Annotated in this window: 14 protein-coding genes and 1 pseudogene; 9 read left to right on the forward strand and 6 right to left on the reverse strand. The window is 73.7% G+C overall.

Annotated elements, in window-relative coordinates; all coding sequences use genetic code 11:
- Positions 1-7: 7 nt before the first annotated feature.
- Positions 8-1,144 carry an LCP family protein gene (locus tag ACVCAH_RS02560; RefSeq protein WP_447134706.1) on the reverse strand — a complete coding sequence of 379 codons (1,137 nt, stop codon included), beginning with the start codon at positions 1,142-1,144 and terminating at the stop codon, positions 8-10.
- A gap of 143 nt (positions 1,145-1,287) precedes the next feature.
- Between ACVCAH_RS02560 and ACVCAH_RS02565 the strand changes: the two genes are divergently transcribed.
- On the forward strand, positions 1,288-2,985 hold the full coding sequence (locus ACVCAH_RS02565; protein ID WP_447134410.1) for an FAD-dependent oxidoreductase: 1,698 nt from the start codon (positions 1,288-1,290) through the stop codon (positions 2,983-2,985).
- A gap of 143 nt (positions 2,986-3,128) precedes the next feature.
- Positions 3,129-4,682, forward strand: a complete 1,554-nt coding sequence (gene guaA / locus ACVCAH_RS02570; protein ID WP_447134411.1) for a glutamine-hydrolyzing GMP synthase — start codon at positions 3,129-3,131, stop codon at positions 4,680-4,682.
- A 7-nt stretch (positions 4,683-4,689) separates the two neighbouring features.
- Here guaA and ACVCAH_RS02575 read toward each other — a convergent pair whose 3' ends face one another.
- The gene (locus ACVCAH_RS02575) at positions 4,690-5,022 is read right to left on the reverse strand and encodes a PspC domain-containing protein (RefSeq protein ID WP_447134412.1); all 333 of its coding nucleotides are present in this window, start codon (positions 5,020-5,022) and stop codon (positions 4,690-4,692) included.
- A gap of 143 nt (positions 5,023-5,165) precedes the next feature.
- Between ACVCAH_RS02575 and ACVCAH_RS02580 the strand changes: the two genes are divergently transcribed.
- From ACVCAH_RS02580 to ACVCAH_RS02590, 3 genes are all read left to right on the forward strand, one after another.
- The gene (locus ACVCAH_RS02580; RefSeq protein WP_447134413.1) at positions 5,166-6,113 is read left to right on the forward strand and encodes an NUDIX domain-containing protein; all 948 of its coding nucleotides are present in this window, start codon (positions 5,166-5,168) and stop codon (positions 6,111-6,113) included.
- A 112-nt stretch (positions 6,114-6,225) separates the two neighbouring features.
- Positions 6,226-7,137, forward strand: coding sequence for an NUDIX hydrolase (locus ACVCAH_RS02585; RefSeq protein WP_447134414.1), 912 nt, complete (start codon positions 6,226-6,228; stop codon positions 7,135-7,137).
- Positions 7,138-7,555: 418 nt separating this feature from the next.
- Positions 7,556-8,467 carry a CDP-alcohol phosphatidyltransferase family protein gene (locus ACVCAH_RS02590; RefSeq protein ID WP_447134707.1) on the forward strand — a complete coding sequence of 304 codons (912 nt, stop codon included), beginning with the start codon at positions 7,556-7,558 and terminating at the stop codon, positions 8,465-8,467.
- 54 nt (positions 8,468-8,521) lie between these two features.
- Here the strand turns inward: ACVCAH_RS02590 and ACVCAH_RS02595 are convergent, their stop codons facing one another.
- The 3 genes and pseudogenes from ACVCAH_RS02595 to ACVCAH_RS02605 all read right to left on the reverse strand — a co-directional run bounded on the left by ACVCAH_RS02595 (position 8,522) and on the right by ACVCAH_RS02605 (position 12,215).
- Positions 8,522-9,769, reverse strand: coding sequence for a phosphatidylserine decarboxylase (locus tag ACVCAH_RS02595; protein ID WP_447134415.1), 1,248 nt, complete (start codon positions 9,767-9,769; stop codon positions 8,522-8,524).
- A 512-nt stretch (positions 9,770-10,281) separates the two neighbouring features.
- Positions 10,282-10,545: pseudogene (locus ACVCAH_RS02600) on the reverse strand (hypothetical protein); the annotation flags it as partial.
- Positions 10,542-12,215 (reverse strand): PspC domain-containing protein, encoded by a 1,674-nt coding sequence (locus ACVCAH_RS02605; protein ID WP_447134416.1) that lies wholly within the window; start codon positions 12,213-12,215, stop codon positions 10,542-10,544. The gene ACVCAH_RS02605 and the pseudogene ACVCAH_RS02600, both read right to left, overlap by 4 nt.
- 197 nt (positions 12,216-12,412) lie before the next feature.
- On the opposite strand from ACVCAH_RS02605, the gene ACVCAH_RS02610 reads away from it, so the two are divergent.
- From ACVCAH_RS02610 to ACVCAH_RS02620, 3 genes are all read left to right on the forward strand, one after another.
- Complete coding sequence (locus ACVCAH_RS02610) at positions 12,413-13,651, forward strand: PspC domain-containing protein (RefSeq protein WP_447134417.1); 1,239 nt, start codon at positions 12,413-12,415, stop codon at positions 13,649-13,651.
- Positions 13,651-14,337 carry a response regulator gene (locus ACVCAH_RS02615; RefSeq protein ID WP_447134418.1) on the forward strand — a complete coding sequence of 229 codons (687 nt, stop codon included), beginning with the start codon at positions 13,651-13,653 and terminating at the stop codon, positions 14,335-14,337. The genes ACVCAH_RS02610 and ACVCAH_RS02615 overlap by 1 nt, the downstream gene beginning before the upstream one ends.
- Positions 14,338-14,528: 191 nt before the next feature.
- The gene (locus ACVCAH_RS02620; RefSeq protein WP_447134419.1) at positions 14,529-15,671 is read left to right on the forward strand and encodes a thioester domain-containing protein; all 1,143 of its coding nucleotides are present in this window, start codon (positions 14,529-14,531) and stop codon (positions 15,669-15,671) included.
- 228 nt (positions 15,672-15,899) lie between these two features.
- On the opposite strand, the gene ACVCAH_RS02625 is transcribed toward ACVCAH_RS02620, so the two are convergent.
- A complete protein-coding gene (locus tag ACVCAH_RS02625) occupies positions 15,900-16,634 on the reverse strand; it encodes a PIG-L deacetylase family protein (RefSeq protein ID WP_447134420.1) in 735 nt (244 codons plus the stop codon).
- Positions 16,635-17,063: 429 nt separating this feature from the next.
- Between ACVCAH_RS02625 and ACVCAH_RS02630 the strand changes: the two genes are divergently transcribed.
- The gene (locus tag ACVCAH_RS02630; RefSeq protein WP_447134421.1) at positions 17,064-18,707 is read left to right on the forward strand and encodes a peptide ABC transporter substrate-binding protein; all 1,644 of its coding nucleotides are present in this window, start codon (positions 17,064-17,066) and stop codon (positions 18,705-18,707) included.
- Positions 18,708-18,848: the final 141 nt, after the last annotated feature.

The raw sequence follows: 18,848 nt of genomic DNA on the forward strand, positions 1-18,848 counted from the left end.
CGGCGGGTCAGGTCCGGATCCGCAGCTGCGGGTGCTGGGCGAGGTACGCCTCGGCCCGGCCCGCGCGCAGCGCGGTGAGGAAGTCCCGGCCGGTCCCGGTGAGCTGCTCGCCGCGGTAGCCGCTGCCCCGGCCGACCGCGGCGCCGGGGAGTCCGACCAGGACGAACCGGTCCGCCGGCAGCCCGCCGAGGGCGTACGCGAAGTCGACGATCCGCCGTCCGCCGGCGGCGGCGTAGACCAGCGTGTCGCCGAGCGCGGCGACCACCTGCTCGACGCGTTCCGGCTGCCGGGCCAGGTCCTGGTCGAGGAGCTTCCGGACCAGGGCCCGGACCAGCTGCTGCTGGTGCCGTTGCCGGGCATAGTCGCCGCCGGTGAGGTAGCGCTGCCGGGCGTAGTCGATCGCCTGCCAGCCGGTCAGGTGCCGCTGGCCCTTCTCGTAGACCATCTGCGGCCCGGTGTAGCCGCCGGGCGCCGGGTCGCGGTGCCGGCCGTCCGGGCGGCGGTGCCGGGAGACCACCCGCTGGTCGACGTAGATGTCCACCCCGCCGAGGGTGTCCACCAGCTTGTCGAAGCCGCCGAAGGTGAGCACCCCGCCGGCGTCGATGCGCAGGCCGGTGTAGCCGCTGACGGTGCTGCGCAGCAGTTCGTACCCCTGCGCGGTGCTCGGCTGCTTGGGCTTGCCCGGCACCCGGCTGCCGTAGCTCATCGCGTGGGTGAGCTTGGTCCGCCCGCCCCGGTACCCGGCCTTCGGGAAGGCCGGGATGTCCACCACCAGGTCGCGGGGGAGGGAGAAGAGGTACGCCCGGCCCAGTCCCTTCGGCACGTGCAGCACCAGCACGGCGTCGGCGTGCGGCTCCCAGCCGGGCACGCTGACCCGGGTGTCCACGCCGACCAGCAGCAGGTTGAGCGGGCCGGTGATGTCCGCGCCCGGCGGTGGGCCGGTCGGGCTGGGGCTACCGCTCGGCGTGCCGCCCGTGGGCGAGGGGGTGCCGCCCGGGGTGCCGGCGACCGGCGACCCGGACCCGGCGTTCCGGTCGACCAGCCGGGTCACCACCACGGCGCCCGCCACCACCAGCACGACGGCGGTGAGCAGGGCCAGCCCCAGCAGCCAGCGCCGCCGCGGCGTCCGTGATCCCAGCACCATGTCCGACCCCTCTTCCCGTACCTGACTCAACGCTCCGACGGTGGCCTCGGGTTGCGTCCGGGGGCGGCGGGCGGTGGACGGGGTGCATGATCGCGCGAAAACTGCCCCTGGCGCGACCGCTACTGACCGGTAATGATGCGTCCATGCGGTACGACGTGCTCGTCATCGGGTCCGGGTTCGGCGGCAGCGTCACCGCGCTCCGGCTCGCCGAGAAGGGCTACCGCGTCGGTGTCCTGGAGGCCGGGCGGCGCTTCGCCGACGACGAGTTCCCGCAGACCTCCTGGCGGCTGCGCCGCTTCCTCTGGGCGCCGAAGCTCGGCTGCTACGGCCTGCAACGGATCACCCTGCTCCGTCCGGCCGACCGGCGGGCCGGCGGCGGGGTGATGGTGCTCTCCGGCACCGGGGTCGGCGGCGGCTCGCTGGTCTACGCGAACACCCTCTACGAGCCGCTGCCCGCCTTCTACGACGACCCGCAGTGGCGCGACATCACCGACTGGCGCGACGAGCTGGCCCGCCACTACGACCAGGCGAAGCGGATGCTCGGCGTCACCACGTACCCGATGCTCACCGGGGCGGACCGGGCGATGCGCGCGGTGGCCGAGCGGATGGGGGTGGGGCACACCTTCCACGCCACCCCGGTCGGGGTGCACATCGGCCGCCCGGGCGAGCGGGTCGCCGACCCGTACTTCGGCGGCGCCGGCCCGGAGCGCACCGGCTGCACGCACTGCGGCTCCTGCATGACCGGCTGCCGGCAAGGGGCGAAGAACACCCTGGTGAAGAACTACCTCTGGCTGGCCGAGCGGCTCGGCGCCGTGGTCCACCCGCTGACCACGGTGACCGCCGTCCGGCCGGCCGCGGGCGGGGGCTACGCGGTGGAGACCGTCCGCACCGGGGCGTGGCTGCGCCGGCGCCGTCAGGTGATCCACGCCGACCAGGTGGTCTTCGCCGCCGGCGCGCTCGGCACCCAGCGGCTGCTGCACGAGATGAAGGCCACCGGGGCGCTGCCCGCGCTCTCGCCCCGCCTCGGCGAGCTGACCCGGACCAACTCCGAGGCGATCCTCGGCGCCTCGGTGCCGCGCCAGCGGGCCCGCGCGCAGCGGCTCGACTTCACCGAGGGGGTGGCGATCACCAGCTCGTTCCACCCCGACCCGCAGACCCACATCGAGCCGGTCCGCTACGGCCGGGGTTCCAACGCGATGGGCCTGCTCCAGTCGCTGCTGGTCGACGGCGGTCCGCACCGGGTGCGCCGCTGGGTGGCCACCCTGCTCCGCCAGCCCGGCACGGCCGCCCGGATGCTCTCCGTGCGCGGCTGGTCGGAGCGGACGGTGATCGCCCTGGTGATGCAGTCGGCGGACAACTCGCTGACCACCCGGTTCCGGCGCGGCCCGCTCGGCCGGCGGCTGGTCTCCGGCCCCGGCCACGGCGCGCCGAACCCGACCTGGATCCCGGCCGGCAACACCGCCGCCCGGCTGCTCGCCGAGGAGATCGGTGGCGTGCCCGGCGGGTCGCTCACCGAGCCGTTCGACATCCCGATGACCGCGCACATCCTCGGCGGAGCGGTGATCGGCGCCACCGCTGCCGACGGGGTGATCGACCCCTGGCACCGGGTCCACGGCCACCCGGGGCTGCACGTGGTGGACGGCGCGGCGATCTCGGCGAACCTCGGGGTGAACCCGTCGCTGACCATCACCGCCCAGGCCGAACGCGCCATGTCCTTCTGGCCCAACCAGGGCGAGGAGGACCCCCGGCCGCCGCTCGGGTCGCCGTACGTCCGGCTCGCCCCGGTCCCGCCCCGGCACCCGGCCGTCCCGCCGCACGCCCCCGCCGCCCTGCGCCCCTGACCCCCGCGATCTTGCACCTGCGGCCCCCGAGCTGCGACTTCTGCGCTGTTTGTCGGGGCGGGAAGTGCAAGATCGCGGATTGCGGGTGCGGTGCGGCGGGGCGCGCCCGGGGTGGGCCGTGACTGTGGGTAGGCTTTCTGCACATGAGCACGCCTCGCCCCGTCCTCGTGGTGGACTTCGGAGCCCAGTACGCCCAGCTCATCGCGCGCCGGGTGCGCGAGGCCAACGTCTACTCGGAGATCGTGCCGCACTCGATGCCGGTCGCCGAGATGCTGGCGAAGCAGCCGGCCGCGATCATCCTCTCCGGCGGCCCGTCCAGCGTTTACGCTCCGGGCGCGCCGCAGATCGACGCCGGGGTGTTCGACGCCGGGGTGCCGGTCTTCGGCATCTGCTACGGCTTCCAGGCGATGGCCCAGGCGCTCGGCGGCACGGTGGCCCGCACCGGCAACCGCGAGTACGGCGGCACCCCGCTGCGGGCCCGCCCCGAGGCCGGCGTGCTGCTCCGCGAACTGCCGGACGACCTGCCGGTCTGGATGAGCCACGGCGACTGCGTCACCGAGGCGCCGGCCGGCTTCACGGTGACCGCCGAGTCGGCGGGCGCGCCGGTGGCCGCGTTCGAGGACCTCGCCGGCCGTCGGGCCGGCGTGCAGTTCCACCCCGAGGTCGGGCACACCGCGCACGGCCAGGAGATGCTCCGCCGCTTCCTGCACGACATCGCCGGCATCGAGCCCACCTGGACGGCCGAGAACATCATCGACGAGCAGGTGGCCCGGATCCGCGAGCAGGTCGGCGACAAGGAGGTCATCTGCGGCCTCTCCGGCGGGGTCGACTCGGCGGTCGCCGCCGCGCTGGTGCACAAGGCCGTCGGTGACCAGCTCACCTGCGTCTTCGTCGACCACGGCCTGCTGCGCGCCGGCGAGGCCGAGCAGGTGGAGAAGGACTACGTCGCCGCCACCGGGATCAAACTCAAGGTGGTCGACGCCGCCGACCGGTTCCTCGGCGCGCTGGCCGGGGTGACCGACCCGGAGCAGAAGCGCAAGATCATCGGCCGCGAGTTCATCCGGGTCTTCGAGGCCGCCGCCCGCGAGGTCGCCGCGCACGGCGACGTCGAGTTCCTGGTGCAGGGCACCCTCTACCCGGACGTGGTCGAGTCCGGTGGCGGCACCGGCACCGCCAACATCAAGAGCCACCACAACGTCGGCGGTCTCCCGGAGGACCTGAGGTTCGCCCTGGTCGAGCCGCTGCGCACGCTCTTCAAGGACGAGGTCCGGGCGCTCGGCCTCCAGCTCGGCCTGCCCGAGGCGATGGTCTGGCGGCACCCGTTCCCGGGGCCTGGCCTGGCCATCCGGATCATCGGCGCGGTGGACCGGGAGCGGCTGGACGTGCTGCGCCGGGCTGACCTGATCGCCCGGGAGGAGTTGACCGCCGCCGGCCTGGACCGCGGCGTCTGGCAGTTCCCGGTGGTGCTCCTGGCCGACGTGCGCAGCGTCGGGGTGCAGGGGGACGGGCGCAGCTACGGACACCCCGTGGTGCTGCGCCCGGTCTCCAGCGAGGACGCGATGACCGCCGACTGGTCCCGGCTGCCGTACGAGGTGGTCGCGAAGATCTCCACCCGGATCACCAACGAGGTCGCCGAGGTCAACCGGGTGGTGCTGGACGTGACCAGCAAGCCGCCGGGCACCATCGAGTGGGAGTGACCCGGCCTCACGCCGCCGGCGGGTAGGTCGGCGGCGCCGGCTGCCCGGCGGTGGTCGGCGGGACGGTGGGCTGCGCCACGGTGGGCGGCGCGCCCTCCGCCGGGTGCGGCCAGGCCGGCGCGTCGGCCGGCTCCTCGGGCATCAGGAACCACATGATCGGGTACGCGAGCAGCGCGAGCCCGCCGGTGAGCAGGCCGCTGACGGCGAAGACGACCCGGACCAGGGTGGGGTCGACGGCGAAGTAGCGGCCGATACCACTGGCCACGCCCGCCACCATCCGGTCGGTGGTCGGGCGGCGGAGCTGCTTGTACGGGGCCTGGGGAGGGTTGGTGTGTGTCATGCCTCCAGCCTCCGCGCGGCCGGCCGGATCGACCTCGGTGACCGCCCGGACCTCTACCCTGACCGACCCCTGATGGGGAGTCTTGAGTCAGGAATCTGACTCTTTTCGATGCCGGTAACCGGCGCCGGGGAGAATTTCCTCCCGTGACCACCTCGCTGAAGCCGCTGCGCAGGATCGCGGCATACGCAGTCTGTGCTGACCCGGTCGGCCGGGTCCTGCTGGTCCGCGCGTCGGAGCGCTCCGGCACTCCCGGCACATGGTCGCTGCCCGGCGGGGCGGTCGACCACGGCGAGGACCCGAACCACACCGTCGTCCGGGAGACCGCAGCCGAGACCGGGCTCTCGGTGACCGTCTCCGGCCTCAGCGACGTGCTGGCCGACATGCGGGCGCTGCCCGAGCGGGGCATCACCATCCACACCGACCGGCTGATCTACCGGGTCTCGGTCCGCGGCGGGACGCTCGCCGACCGGGTGGACCGGCCGACCGACCTGGCCCGCTGGTTCACCCGCGAGGAGGCCGCCGAACTGCCGCTGCGCTCGTTCACCGCGCGCGCCCTGGACCTGCCTGCCTCCTCCGCCGACGTGGTGCCGGACGAGCCGCCGGAGTTCCCCTCCTTCTACGCGGTGCCCGGCCCGGACGGGCTGCACCGGGCGCAGCGCTTCGCCGCGTACGCGGTCTGCACCGATCCCGAGGGGCGGGTGCTGCTCACCCGGGTGGCCGACGGCTATCCCGGCGCGGGTTGCTGGCACTTGCCCGGCGGCGGCACCGACTACGGCGAGCAGCCGGGCGCGGCGCTGATCCGCGAGCTGGTCGAGGAGACCGGGCAGACCGGGCGCCTGGTCGAGCTGCTCGGGGTGGCCAGCCACCGGGACGCCGCCTCGCTCGGCCCGGAGGGCTACCCGATCGACTGGCACGGCGTGCGCGCCTTCTACCGGGTGGTGGTCGACCAGCCGGCCCCGCCGACCGTCGCCGACGTCGGCGGCTCCACCTGCGAGGCGCGCTGGTTCGCCCCCGCCGAACTCGGCGCCCTGCCCACCGACCGCCTCACCGAGGTGACCGCCGAAGCCGTCCAGGCCGCCCGCCTGGCCTGACCCACCCACGCCGCGCCGCGTTGATCATGAGGTTGACCGGGCCACACGCCGGCTCGGGTGCCGCTAGCCTCATGATCGACGGGGTGGAGCCGGCGATGCGGGGGAGCAGCGGGTGGCCGAGGAGCTGCGGCGGGTCGGGGCGTACGGGGTGTGTGAGGACGCCGGCCGGGTGTTGCTGGCCCGGGGGTCGGCCTCCTGCCCCTTCCCGGGAGTCTGGCAGCTGCCGGGCGGCGGGGTGGAGCACGCCGAGCACCCGGCGCACGCGGTGGTCCGCGAGTTCGCCGAGGAGACCGGCCTCGCCGTGGAGGTGACCGGGCTGCGGGCCGTGCTCGCCGACGTGACCACCTTCGGAGACTCCGGCGTCGCGGTGCACACCGACCGGCTCGTCTTCGACGTCGCCGTGCGGGGCGGAGAACCGCGGCCGGAGCCGGCCGGCGGCAGCGACGAGCTCTCCTGGTTCACGCCCGCCGAGGCGGCGGCCGTGCCGCTGATGCCGTTCACCGCCGACCTGCTCGGCCTGCCCGTCACACCCCTGCCGCCGGGTCTGCCCCGGGCGCTGCCGGCCGCGCCGGCCGCCCGGCCCGACCGGCGGCTGCGCTTCGGGGCGTACGGGCTGGTGACCGACCCGGCCGGGCGGGTGCTGTTGACCATGATCGCGGACGGCTACCCCGGAGCGGGCCGGTGGCACCTGCCCGGCGGCGGCACCGACCACGGCGAGCAGCCGATCGCCGCGCTGCTGCGCGAACTGGTCGAGGAGAGCGGCCAGCTTGGCCGGGTGGTCGAGCTGATCGGGGTGGACAACCTGCACAACCCGGCCGCCCTCGGCCCGGAGGGGCGCCCGCTGGACTGGCACGGCGTCCGGGTGATCTACCGGGTGGCGGTGGACGCGCCCACCGAGGCCCGGGTGACCGAGCTGGCCGGCGGCTCCACCGCCCGGGCCGCCTGGTTCACCCCGGAGCAGCTGGCCGGGCTCCCGCTCACCGAGATCGCCGCGAAGGTGGTCCCGCGTCCGGGCCGCCGCTGACCGGCCGGTCACCGCCGCTTCGTACCGGTTCGTCACCTCGCTGGGCGGGGATCGGACATCGAGGCGGCGAGCACCCGGCCGTCGAGCCGATGTGGGGGCGCTCCGGTACAGTCGAGGTGGGGTTGGTGGAGGAAACGGGCGATGAAGCCCGGGATGGGAATAAGAAAGCGGTTCGCGCGGTTTAAGGGAGATATAAGTACCGCCGGCAGCTATCGCCAATCCCCGTTCCCCTATGCGATGGTGTACTCCGCAAAACGGCTGCCGGGCCAGAGCGGTCCGGCACGAGACAGCCGGACGCCCCCGCCCGAGCGGCGGGCCAGCCGATCCGGTGATGGAGGAAAACGTGCCGAGAGCCATCTGGCGCCGGCGTCGTACGACCGACAGTCCGCGCCCCGCAGGGCGTCGCTGGGCGGGCCCGCTGCGCCGCAGCGGCACGTTCGCCCGCCAGGTGCTGCTGGTCCGGGTGGGCCGCCGCGACGGTGACCTGCAGTCCGCCGACGTGGCGCTGCCGGAGCGCCACTACGCCGACCGGCCGCGCCGCCGCTACGGCCTCAGCCGCCGGGCCGAGATCGAGGCGGTCATGCCGGTCAGTCCGGCCCTCGCGCCCGCCGCGCCGGTCGACGAGTCGCCCTCGATGTCGATCCCGCTGCTGCCCGGCGAGCGCTCGGCCGCCCGCCGGATGAAGTTCGCGGTGGTCAACGGGTGCACCCTGGCCAGCCTGATGCTCGGCATGCTGGCGATCTTCCTCGCCATGCAGGGCGAGGTGCGGATGGCCGCGCTATGCCTGATCGCCTGCGTCGCCTTCGACGGCCTGGACGGCGCGCTGGCCCGCAGGCTCGGGGTTGCCAGCCCGTTCGGCGCGCAGATGGACTCGCTCGCCGACATGTGCTCGTTCGGCCTCGCCGCCCCGGTGGTGGTCTACGCCTCGCTCGCCGGGTCGGTCTCCACGCCGGCCGCCGCGGTGGCCTGCGCGCTGGTCGCGGCGTGCGCGGCGATCCGGCTGGCCCGGTTCAACGTCTCGCCCAAGGACGGCCGGTTCTTCTGCGGGGTGCCCACCACGATGGCCGCCGCGGTGCTCGCGCTGACCGTCGCCATCGGGCTGCCGGTGCCGGGCCCGGTGCTGGTGGCCGGGGTGGCCGTGCTCGCCTTCACGATGGTTTCCAGCTTCCCGTACGCCAAGCTCGCCCGGCTGGTCAAGCTGCCCCCGTGGCTGTGGCTGGCCCCGGTGATCGGCGCGCTGGTCGACGTGCGGCTGACCTTCGCCCTGGTCGTGGTCGGCTACCTGGTCAGTGGTCCGGTGCTCTGGCTGCGCCAGCGCCGCACCGCCTGACCCCGTACACGAAGAAAGGGGCGCCGCGATCCCGCGGCGCCCCTTTTCGTCTGCTCAGCGCCAGCGGGCGATCACCGTCGACCCGCCGACCACCTTGTCGCCCGGGCCGACCAGCGGCTCGGCGGCCTCGGCGGGCAGGTAGACGTCGGTCCGCGAGCCGAACCGGATCAACCCGAAGCGCTCGCCCCGGGCCAGCAGCGTCCCGACCGGTGCCCGCTGCACGATCCGGCGGGCGATCAGGCCGGTGCGCTGCGCCACCACGACCGTGCCGTGCGGAGTGTCCAGCACCGTGTAGGCCGCCACGTTGTGCTCCGCGGCCGGCTTCATCGCGTTGACGAAGCCGCCGTCGGCGACGAAGTAGTCGACCACCTTGCCGGCCACCGGCGACCGGTTGACGTGCACGTCCAGCACCGACAGGAAGACCGCGATCCGCAGCCACTCGGCGTCGCCGAAGCGCTCGTCGTGCAGCCGCTGCACCGACAGCACCTGGCCGTCGGCGGCGGCGACAACGGCCGACGGGTCCTCGGGGACGTCCCGCTCCGGGTCCCGGAAGAACGCCGCGACCGGGGCGGCGGCCAGCGCGGGCAGCAGCCAGAGCTTCGACTTCGGCCGGGCCATCCGGGCCAGCGCGGCCAGCCCGAGGCTGATGCCGGCCGCCGCGACCCCGTTCGAGTCGATGTGCATCGTCCGGGTCAGCGGGACGCTCGATGGGCGGTAGGCGGGGGCCAGCCGGGTCGCCGCGGCGGCGTCGGCCGGGGTGAAGCGCAGCCGGTGCACTCGTACCGGCGGGGAGTTGCGCAGCACCAGGTCGGTGCCGACGCCGTACAGCGCGCTCTGCCGGTCGAGCTCGGCCGCGGCGCCGGCGGTGCGGCCCGGGACGGTGGCCACGCTGAGCACCGCGCCGTCGGCGAGGTACGTCGTCAGGGACTCGATGCTGGTGCGGGCCTCGTCGGCCGTGCCGACGAACGCCTCACCGGCGACGACCACGGCGGCCGGCTCGGCCTCGGCGAGCGTGTCCACCACGCGGACCCGCTCGGCGACCCACCGGCCCTGGGCGGTGACGTGCTCCCGCAGCCCGGCGGAGCTGGCCGCCCCGGCCGGCACGAGGGTGAGCGTGTCACCCGGCAGCAGCGCCTCGATCGCCGCGGCCAGCACCGCGGACTCCGGGGTGGCGCCGACCAGCAGGGCGGCCTTCGGGTCGTTGATCCGGGCGAACTCGGCGACGAGGGTACGGGCGGCTCGCTCGCCGAGGCGGACCGGACCGGGCCGGCCGGAGGTGCGCACGGCGGGGGACTGGGTCATGTCGGACGGGCTCCTGACGGGGGTAGCGACGGGCATCGCGGCGGACCGCCACGGCGGCGCGGGCCGGCCGGCGGAGGCGAAGGGCTCCACCGGCCAGCATAGGCGTCCCCGGGCCGGGGCCGCACCGGCGCGGGTCAGCCGCGTGAGCTCTCCTCACCGGCCGGCGGCCCGGTCACCGGCGCCCCGGCGGGCCGCTCGGGCCGGCCTTCCGCGGCCGTCGGCCGGTCCTCCTCGCCCGGCCGATCCGCGCCGACCCGTCGGTCCTCTTCGTCCGGCCGGTCCGCGCCGACCCGCCGGTCCTCGTCGGCGGGCCGGTCCTCGACCCCGTCGAGCGGCCGGTCGGTCACCGCCTCGGTCGGCCACTCGTCAGCCTCGTCCCGCCCGGTCCCGCTCGGACCGGCGATCGGGGCGCCGGACATCGGGGCGGACACCTCCCACTCGGACCGGCCGGTCGTCCAGCCCTGCGCGTCCGCGGCCGACGGGTCCGCCGTCGCCGGCAGGTCCCAGGCCGTCCGCTCGACCTCGGCGGGCCCGGTGCCGGCGTCCGGTTCGGCCGCGGCCGGTGCGCCGGGCTGCTCCTCCCGGTTGGCGGACCGGCCCGAGCGCAGCGCGCCGACCAGGCCGAGCAGGCCGATCAGGATCAGGGCGCCGGCCAGGAACCAACCCACCGGCGGCAGGGCCAGCCCGAGCAACTGGGCGAGCAGCCACCAGGCGGAGAGCCCGACGAAGATCAGCCCGAAGGCGAACGAGACGACGTCCGTGCGGTGGGCCTTCACCGGGTCACCTCCAGGTTGCCGGCGTTGACGTGGATGTAGAGGCGCAGCTTTCCGCCGCCCGCGCCGTCCGGGCCGAGGTCCGTGGTCTCCCGCAGCGGACCGTCCAGCCCGCCGGAGCGCCGGCCGAAGATGTTCGCGTCACCGGCGTTGACGTCCGCGACCGTGGTCACGTCCACGTTCGGCGGCACCACCACGGTGGCCTCACCGAAGTTGATCGACACGGTGATCTCGGTGTCCTTCTTGTCGAAGTCGACCGCCCGCAGGTCGAGCACCGCGTCGCCGAAGCTGTTCTCGTAGCGGACGGCCAGGTCGCGGTAGTCGGTGGGTGCCCAGGTGACCGCGCCGTCCACGCCGCGGACCCGGTCGTACGACTCGGCGACGGTGGCCACGGCCAGCGCGGCGGCGGTCACCAGGCCGAGCGCGATCAGCCAGCGGGCCCGGCCGAACCAGGTGCCGACCAGCAGGCCGAGACCGATGGTGGCCAGCGCCGCCGCGAAGTACGCCGACGCGCCGACGGCGAAGACGTCCAGCAGGTCGAGCACCGCGACCACGCCCAGGGCGAGGAAGATCAGCGAGAACGTCACCGCGCCCAGCGGGGACCGCTCGCGCGGCCGCTTCGGCGGCTTGGGCGGCTTCGGCGGCTTCGGCGGTGCGGGCGCCGCGGCGGTCTTTCCGGCGTACGGGCCGTGCGGGGCGAACGGGGCCCGGTAGCCGGTCGGCGGCAGCGGCGCGGTGACCGGTTGACCGCTGGTCGGTGCCGCGGAACTGGTCGGCGCGGCCGAGGGCCAGCCGGAGGTGGGCGGGGCGGGCGGCCAGCCGGTGGCCGGACCGGCCGCCGGGGGCCAACCCGTGGTCGGCGCGGCCGGCGGGGCCGGCGGCCAGGCGGGCAGCTCGGCGGTGGAATCGGCCGGCTGACCGGAGACCGGCGGGGCGCCCACCTCGCCGGTCGGGTACGCCGGGGCGGGTGCCGCCGCGGGCACGACCGGGCCGGCCGCCGGTGCCGGGTACGCCGCCGGCGCGGGGTAACTGACCGGCGGGACCGGACCGGGCGGCGGCGCCGGGGTGGGCGGGACCGGACCGGCCGCCGGCCGGCCCTGGTTCTCCCGGTTGAGCAGCAGGGCGCCACCGATCAGGATGGCCGCGCCGAGCAGCACCGCGCGGAACGCGTCGGTGACGATGTAGCCGAAACTGACCGCGACCAGGATGCTGAGCACGATCACGGTGACCGGGGACATGCTCGACCGGCCCCGGCCCAGCATCGACTCGACCGGGGAGGCGCTGTCGCCCTCGCCGGGGATGATCAGCCATGCGGTGACGTAGACCAGGATGCCGATGCCGCCGAAGAAGCCGAGCACCGCGAGCAACACCCGCCACAGCACCGGGTCGGTGTTGGTGGCCCGGCCGATCGCCGCGCAGACGCCGGCCAGGTAGCGGCCGTCGCGCGGGCGCACCAGCCCGTACCGGGAGGTGAAGCCGGTGGTGCCGGGTGGCGGGAGTGGGCCGGCGCCGGGCGGCGGCGTCCCGGCGTCGCCACCGGCCGCGCCCGGCGCGGCCACCGGCGGCGGCGTCCCGAACATGCTGGACGCGGTCCCGCCGGCGGCGCGCCCGGGTGGCGGTCCACCCGGCTGTGCCGCCCCGGGACGGGGCGACTGGGCAGCTTCCTCGGTCATGCCCTCGATCCTGCTGCGCCGACCGCCCGGACGACCTCAGGACCCGACCCTGACGCCACCCTGAGATCCCGGCGCGCCGAATGTCGGGGGCGTCCCCGTGGCCGGGCGGCGGCGCAGCGTGTGACGATCGAACCGGCGCCGGCAGCGGACGGCCGCCCGCCCCCGCCCACCAGATCAGGGAGCCTCCGATCAGCATCGTGACCCAGCCACCGCGCCTCTACCGCGCCCCCGAGCACCGGATGGCCGCCGGGGTGGCCGCCGGCATCGCCGACCATCTCGGCATCTCGGTGGTCCGGGTGCGGATCGCCTTCATGGTGCTGCTCGGGCTGAGCGGGCTCGGCCTGCTGCTCTACGCGGCGTTCTGGGCGGTGGTGCCGCTGCGACCGGGCGACACCGCGGCGCCGCCCCGGCGTGACGTCGCCCAGCTGCTGCCGTTCGTGGCGATCGGCCTCGGCGTGCTGCTGATCCAGGTGATGGTCTTCGACTCGGTCGGTGCGGCCGGTACCGCCGGTTGGCTGGTCGCGATCATCGCGGTCGGCGCCGGGGTGATCTGGCACCAGTCCGCCCCGGAGCGGCGGCAGCGGTGGGGCGAGTCGATGCCGGTGCCGTGGCTGGGCGCGGTCGTGGAGGAGAGCGACCGGCGGGCCTTCGTGCTCCGGTTCATCGGCGGCGGGGTGCTGGTCGCGGTCGGCATCATCGGCGTCGCCGCGGTCTACTCACCGGCGCAGAACTTCGACGCCGTGCTCAACGGGGTGATCTTCGCGCTGGTCGGCCTGGCCGGGGTGGGCGTGGTGGCCGCGCCGGTGCTCTGGCGGACGTACAACCAGCTCCGCTCCGAGCGCGAGGGGCGGATCCGGGAGCAGGAGCGGGCCGAACTGGCCGCCATGGTGCACGACCAGGTGCTGCACACCCTCGCGCTGATCCAGCGCAACGCCGGCGACGTGAAGACCGTCCAGCGGCTCGCCCGGGGGCAGGAACGCTCGCTGCGCAACTGGCTCTACAAGCCCACCGCGTCGCCCACCGAGCGGCTCGCCGCCGCGCTGGAGCAGGCCGCCGCCGAGGTCGAGGACACCTACGCGATCACCGTCGAGGCCGTGGTGGTGGGCGACCGGGAGACCGACGAACGGGTCGGCGCGCTGGTCGCGGCCGCCCGCGAGGCGCTGGTGAACGCGGCCCGGCACGCCGGGGTGCAGACCGTCTCGCTCTACGCCGAGGCCGAGCCCGATCAGGTCAGCGTCTTCGTCCGGGACCGGGGGAAGGGCTTCGACCCGGATACGGTGGAGGATCACCGGCACGGCGTCCGGGGTTCGATCATCGGACGGATGAAGCGGCACGGCGGCCGGGCGGAGATCCGCTCCGGACCGGGGGAGGGGACCGAGGTCCGGTTGATCCTGCCGATCTCCCGGGACTCGTCCACAGCGGAAAGGGACAGATGATGGCCGAGCAGTCGATGGAACCGGTCGACCCGGCGGGTGCCCGCCCGGAACGGCTGCGGGTGTTCCTCGTCGACGACCACGCCATGTTCCGCGCGGGGGTCCGCGCCGAACTGGGCGCGCACGTCGAGGTGGTGGGCGAGGCGAGCACCGTGGCCGAGGCGGTCAGCCGGATCGCCGCCACCCTGCCCGACGTGGTCCTGCTCGACGTGCACATGCCCGACGGCGGCGGCCGTGCGGTGCTCGACGCCATGCGGCGTACCCACCCGCAGGTGAGGTTCCTGGCGCTGAGCGTCTCGGACGCGGCCGAGGACGTGATCGGGCTGATCCGGGCCGGCGCCCGGGGCTACGTCACCAAGACCATCTCGCCGGACGAGCTGGCCGCCGCGATCCGGCGGGTGGCCGACGGCGACGCGGTGTTCAGCCCCCGGCTGGCCGGGTTCGTGCTGGACGCCTTCGCAGCCCGGCCGGACGCCCCGGTCGCCGACCCGGAGCTGGACCAGCTCACCAACCGGGAACGCGAGGTGCTCCGGCTGCTCGCCCGGGGGTACGCGTACAAGGAGATCGCCAAGGAGCTCTACATCTCGATCAAGACGGTCGAGACGCACGTGTCCAACGTGCTCCGCAAGCTCCAGATGTCCAACCGGTACGAATTGTCCCGCTGGGCGGCCGATCGTCGCCTGGTGTGACCTATTCCTCCACCTCGACAATCCGGACAGATGCTAATGGATCTGGTCCGCAGGGGGCTGACAGACGATCAATTCGCGTCCGATAATTCCCCGTCGCGTTCTCGCGCGCGGGTGGTGCGCATCCCGCGGGAACGGCAGCTCACGCAACCCGCCCGGAGCGGGTCACCCCTGGGGAGAGGTACACGAATCTCATGACCGGACAACGAGGACGGCGCTGGGCGCGGATCGCCCTGGGCGTCGTCGCGGGTGGTGCGCTGGCGCTCGGCTTCGCCGCGCCGGCCGCCGCCGAGGCCCCGGCCACCGGTGTGGCCAAGTCGGTCCCCGGCAGCAAGGTCACCCTGCTGCTGGACGGCAAGGCGAAGGCGACCAGCGCCCTGGCGCTGGAGATCGACGGCAAGACCGTGCCCGCCTTCTGCATCGACTACCACACCAACGTGGCGATCAACGGTGAGTACAAGGAGGGCACCTGGGACGAGTCCCAGGTGGACAACCTCGGCAAGGTGCAGTGGGTGCTGACCCACGGCTACCCGAACGCCGACCCGGCGAAGCTGCTCGCCGCCGCCGGTGCGACGGTGCCGGCGAAGGCCGACGCCGACAAGCTGCTCTACTTCGGCACCCAGACCGCGGTCTGGCACTTCAGCGACGAGATCGAGCTGGGCGCCTGGGTCGAGGGCAAGGGCCTGCTCGGCAAGAAGCAGTACGACGTGGTCAAGAAGGTGCACGACTACCTGGTGGCCAACGCCACCGACCAGCCGGAGCCGAAGGCCGAGCTGACCGTTGACCCGGCTAGCGCCAAGGCTACCGCCGGCGAGAAGGCCGGCCCGTTCACCGTCAAGGGCCCGGCCGGCGAGATCGCTCTGAAGGTCACCGGCGGCGTGGCCGTCGACGCCCAGGGCAAGCCGGTCACCACGACCACCAACGGCGGTCAGTTCTGGCTGACCGCCGAGGGCGCCGGCGAGGTCGACGTGACCCTCTCCGCCGAGGACTCGGTCTCCTTCGGCCGGGTCTTCCTCTACACCGGCGGCCGGGCGCAGAAGCTGATCCTCGGCGGCAGCGCCGGCGAGACGGTGACCGCCAAGGCGGCCGCCACGTTCACCGCGGCCCCGTCGACGCCGACCACGTCCCCGACGCCGAGCACGCCGGCCGAGACGCCGTCGCCGTCGGCCCCGGCCGACAGCCCGGCGCCGTCCACCTCGCCGGCCTCGAACGGCGGCAACCTGCCGCTGACCGGCTCCCCGATCGCCACCGCGATCACCGCCGGTCTGGTGCTGCTCGCCGCCGGCGCGGTCACCGTCCTGGTGGTCCGGCGGCGCAAGGTCCGCTTCACGGCCTGACCCACCGCAGCTCGACGCTCCGGCCCCGGCACCCGCACAGGCGGGCGCCGGGGCCGGACCCGTTCCCCCCGGCCGGCCGCCGCGCCGCGGTCGCCGATCGAGACTCTGATGATCGTCTGATCCGCAGCAGGGCAGGGAAGCGCGTTCTCGCCTTCCCGACGTCAGACGATCATGGATCGGGTGGAAATCCGGGGCGGCGCCGGGCGCGGGCGGGGTCGGTGGGGCGGGTCACTCGGTGCGGAGGACGGTGAACGCCTCGGCCAGCCGGCCGGTCGGCAGCCCGGCGTTGTCGGCCGCCGTGGTGAGCCGGTCGCGTACCCAGGTCGGCACGTCCAGGCGGTCGGTCTGCGAGTGGTGTGCGCGCATCGCGGCGACCCGGCGGTCGTACTGCGCGGTGACGTCGACGACGTGGTCCGGCGCCGGACCGCCGGCGTACCAGAGCTCCCGGACGACCCACGGCTCCAACCCCTCGGCCAGCAGTTCCGGGAACGAGTACCGGTTGCGCGCGTCGGGGTAGACGGCGCAGGTGGTGGCCTCGCCGACGGCCTGGTGGTCGGGGTGGCCGGGCCCGACCAGGTGCTCCCACCGCCGCAGGGGCGAGCTGGTCAGCACGCGTTCCGGGCGGAACCGGCGGATCGCCGCGGTGATCTCCCGGCGCAGCGCGAGCGTCGGGGTGATCGTTCCGTCGACGTAGCCGTCGAGGAAGTCCACCCGCCGGACGCCGACCGCGGCGGCCGCCGCCCGCTGCTCGTCCTCCCGCAGCCGGGGTACCCGCTCGCGCGGTACGCCGTCGAACTCGCCCCCGTCGCCCCGGCTGACGATGAGGTACCCCACCTCGATACCCTCGTCCACCCAGCTTGCTATCGTGCCCGCACAGCCGAAATCCATATCGTCCGGATGGGCAAATACGGCCAGCGCACGGCTGACCCCGGAGAGCACCGGAGCCGACGCGGGGAAGCTCACAGCCGCCCAGCCTACGCCCGTGCCGGCACCCCGCGTGGGTGTATCTTCGCAGCTCAGGGCGGTACCCCCGGCACGTTTCATGATCTTTTCTCAAGTATCGGCAACGTGGCGGGCAACTAACGTCTTGATAACGGCACCTTCACGCAACCGGCAAGTGGGTGTCACAGTGGCAGCACCTCACCCCTCGTGTGAGGCACTCCGTACGGCCTGACGACCACCTCCGCCGCCGCGAGCGGTGCGGTTGGTGGGCGTACCCCCGTGCGCGTGCCGAGCGTGGTGGGTGGGGTGGCCCGGCGGATCGGTACCTCAGGGTGTCCCGATTTCTCTGCGGTAGGACCGGCGGCCCGCGGTACGGGGTCGGCGGCGGTGTCACCCCCAACGTGCGTGAAACCCACGACGAACCAGGTTAGAAAGAGGAGGCCCCTCGGAATGAGAGTCTCGAAGCGGGCAACGAGCGCGGTCGCGCTGGGCGCGGCCTTCGCGCTCGTCGCGTCCGGCTGCTCGGGCAGCGACGGCGACGGCGGCGACGCCGGCGCCAGCACCGACGGCGCGATCACCATCGAAGGCACCCAGCCGGAGAACCCCCTGGTGCCGTCGAACACCACCGAGACCGGTGGTGGCAAGATCATCGACTGGATGTGGACCGGCCTGGTCGAGTACCCCAACGACGGTGGTGCTCCGCGGAACGCCCTCGCCGAGTCGATCGAGACCACCGACTCCAAGGTCTACAAGATCAAGATCAAGGAGAACACGAAGTTCCACGACGGGACCCCCGTCAAGGCCAAGAACTTCGTGGACGCCTGGAACTGGGGCGCGTACTCCCCGAACGGTGCCCAGAACGGCAGCTTCTTCGCCGACATCCAGGGCTTCACCGACGTCCACACCGAGGACCCGGACGGCGCCGAGGGCCCGCAGAAGGCCCCCGAGCCCAAGGCCAAGGAGATGTCCGGCCTGAAGGTCCTGGACGACTGGAGCTTCGAGGTCACCCTCGCGGCCCCGACCGCCGTGTTCCCGACCAAGCTCGGCTACAGCACCTTCATGCCGCTGCCGGACGCGTTCTTCACCCAGAAGGCCGAGGAGTTCGGCCGCAAGCCGATCGGTAACGGCCCGGTGAAGTTCGTGTCGTGGGAAGACGACGTCATGCTCAAGCTGACGCGCTTCGACGACTACCAGCTGCGCGACAAGATGAAGATCAAGGACGTCAACGTCAAGATCTACCAGGACGACACGGCCGCTTACAACGACCTGCTGTCCGGCAACATCGACTTCATGCAGCAGGTTCCGGTGTCCTCGCTCGCGGGCGACAAGTGGAAGACCGACCTGGGCGAGCGGGCGATCTCCTCGACCACCCCGTCGACCGGTATCATCGCCTTCCCGATCTACGACAAGCGCTTCCAGAACGCCAAGCTGCGTAAGGCGATCTCGCTGTCGATCAACCGCCAGGAGATCAGCGACAAGATCTTCTTCGGCAACCGCAAGCCGGCCGACAGCTGGGCGAACCCGCTGACCCCGGGCGCGGCGCCGGGTAACTGCACCTCCTGCCAGTTCAACCCGGAGGAGGCCAAGAAGCTCCTGGCCGAGGCCGGTGGCTTCAGCGGCAAGCTGACCCTCGCCTACAACGCGGACGCCAGCCACAAGGAGTGGATGGAGGCCGTCGCGCAGCAGATCAAGACCAACCTGAACATCGACGCCGTCGCCGAGGGTGTGCCGACCTTCGCGGTGTTCCGCCAGAACATCAACGCCCACAAGATGACCGGCATGTACCGCGCCGGCTGGCAGCAGGACTACCCGGACGTGGAGAACTGGGTCAACCCGCTCTACGTGACCGGTGGCTCCTCGAACGACGGTCTGTACAGCAACAAGGAGGTCGACCGCCTGGCCAAGGAGGCCAGCAGCGCGCCGAGCCTCGAGGCCTCGCACGCCAAGTTCGCCGAGGCGGTCAAGCTCATCGACGCGGACGTTCCGTCTGTGCCGATCTACTTCGGTGGCCAGCAGTCCGGCCACTCGGAGAAGGTCAAGAAGATGGAGCTGAGCAACGTCGGCGAACTCGACATCACCTCGGTCGAGCTCTGATCCGAACGGTCTGACCCCGGGTCGGGCTCACCTACCGGTGGGCCCGACCCGGGCCGTTCCGTGAGCAGGTGTTACAACATCTCCTCGCAAGGTCTGTCATCCCCGTGTCGGCCGTCCGACGCGCCCCCTGTCTGGAGGACC

It is taken from the genome of Micromonospora sp. LZ34 (assembly GCF_052981855.1).

Excerpts from the sequence above, each read along its gene's own strand:
- ACVCAH_RS02560 (WP_447134706.1), bottom strand. The coding sequence starts at position 1,144 with ATGGTGCTGGGATCACGGACGCCGCGGCGGCGCTGGCTGCTGGGGCTG.
- ACVCAH_RS02565 (WP_447134410.1), top strand. The coding sequence starts at position 1,288 with ATGCGGTACGACGTGCTCGTCATCGGGTCCGGGTTCGGCGGCAGCGTC.
- guaA (WP_447134411.1), top strand. The coding sequence starts at position 3,129 with ATGAGCACGCCTCGCCCCGTCCTCGTGGTGGACTTCGGAGCCCAGTAC.
- ACVCAH_RS02575 (WP_447134412.1), bottom strand. The coding sequence starts at position 5,022 with ATGACACACACCAACCCTCCCCAGGCCCCGTACAAGCAGCTCCGCCGC.
- ACVCAH_RS02595 (WP_447134415.1), bottom strand. The coding sequence starts at position 9,769 with ATGACCCAGTCCCCCGCCGTGCGCACCTCCGGCCGGCCCGGTCCGGTC.
- ACVCAH_RS02605 (WP_447134416.1), bottom strand. The coding sequence starts at position 12,215 with ATGACCGAGGAAGCTGCCCAGTCGCCCCGTCCCGGGGCGGCACAGCCG.
- ACVCAH_RS02615 (WP_447134418.1), top strand. The coding sequence starts at position 13,651 with ATGGCCGAGCAGTCGATGGAACCGGTCGACCCGGCGGGTGCCCGCCCG.
- ACVCAH_RS02620 (WP_447134419.1), top strand. The coding sequence starts at position 14,529 with ATGACCGGACAACGAGGACGGCGCTGGGCGCGGATCGCCCTGGGCGTC.
- ACVCAH_RS02630 (WP_447134421.1), top strand. The coding sequence starts at position 17,064 with ATGAGAGTCTCGAAGCGGGCAACGAGCGCGGTCGCGCTGGGCGCGGCC.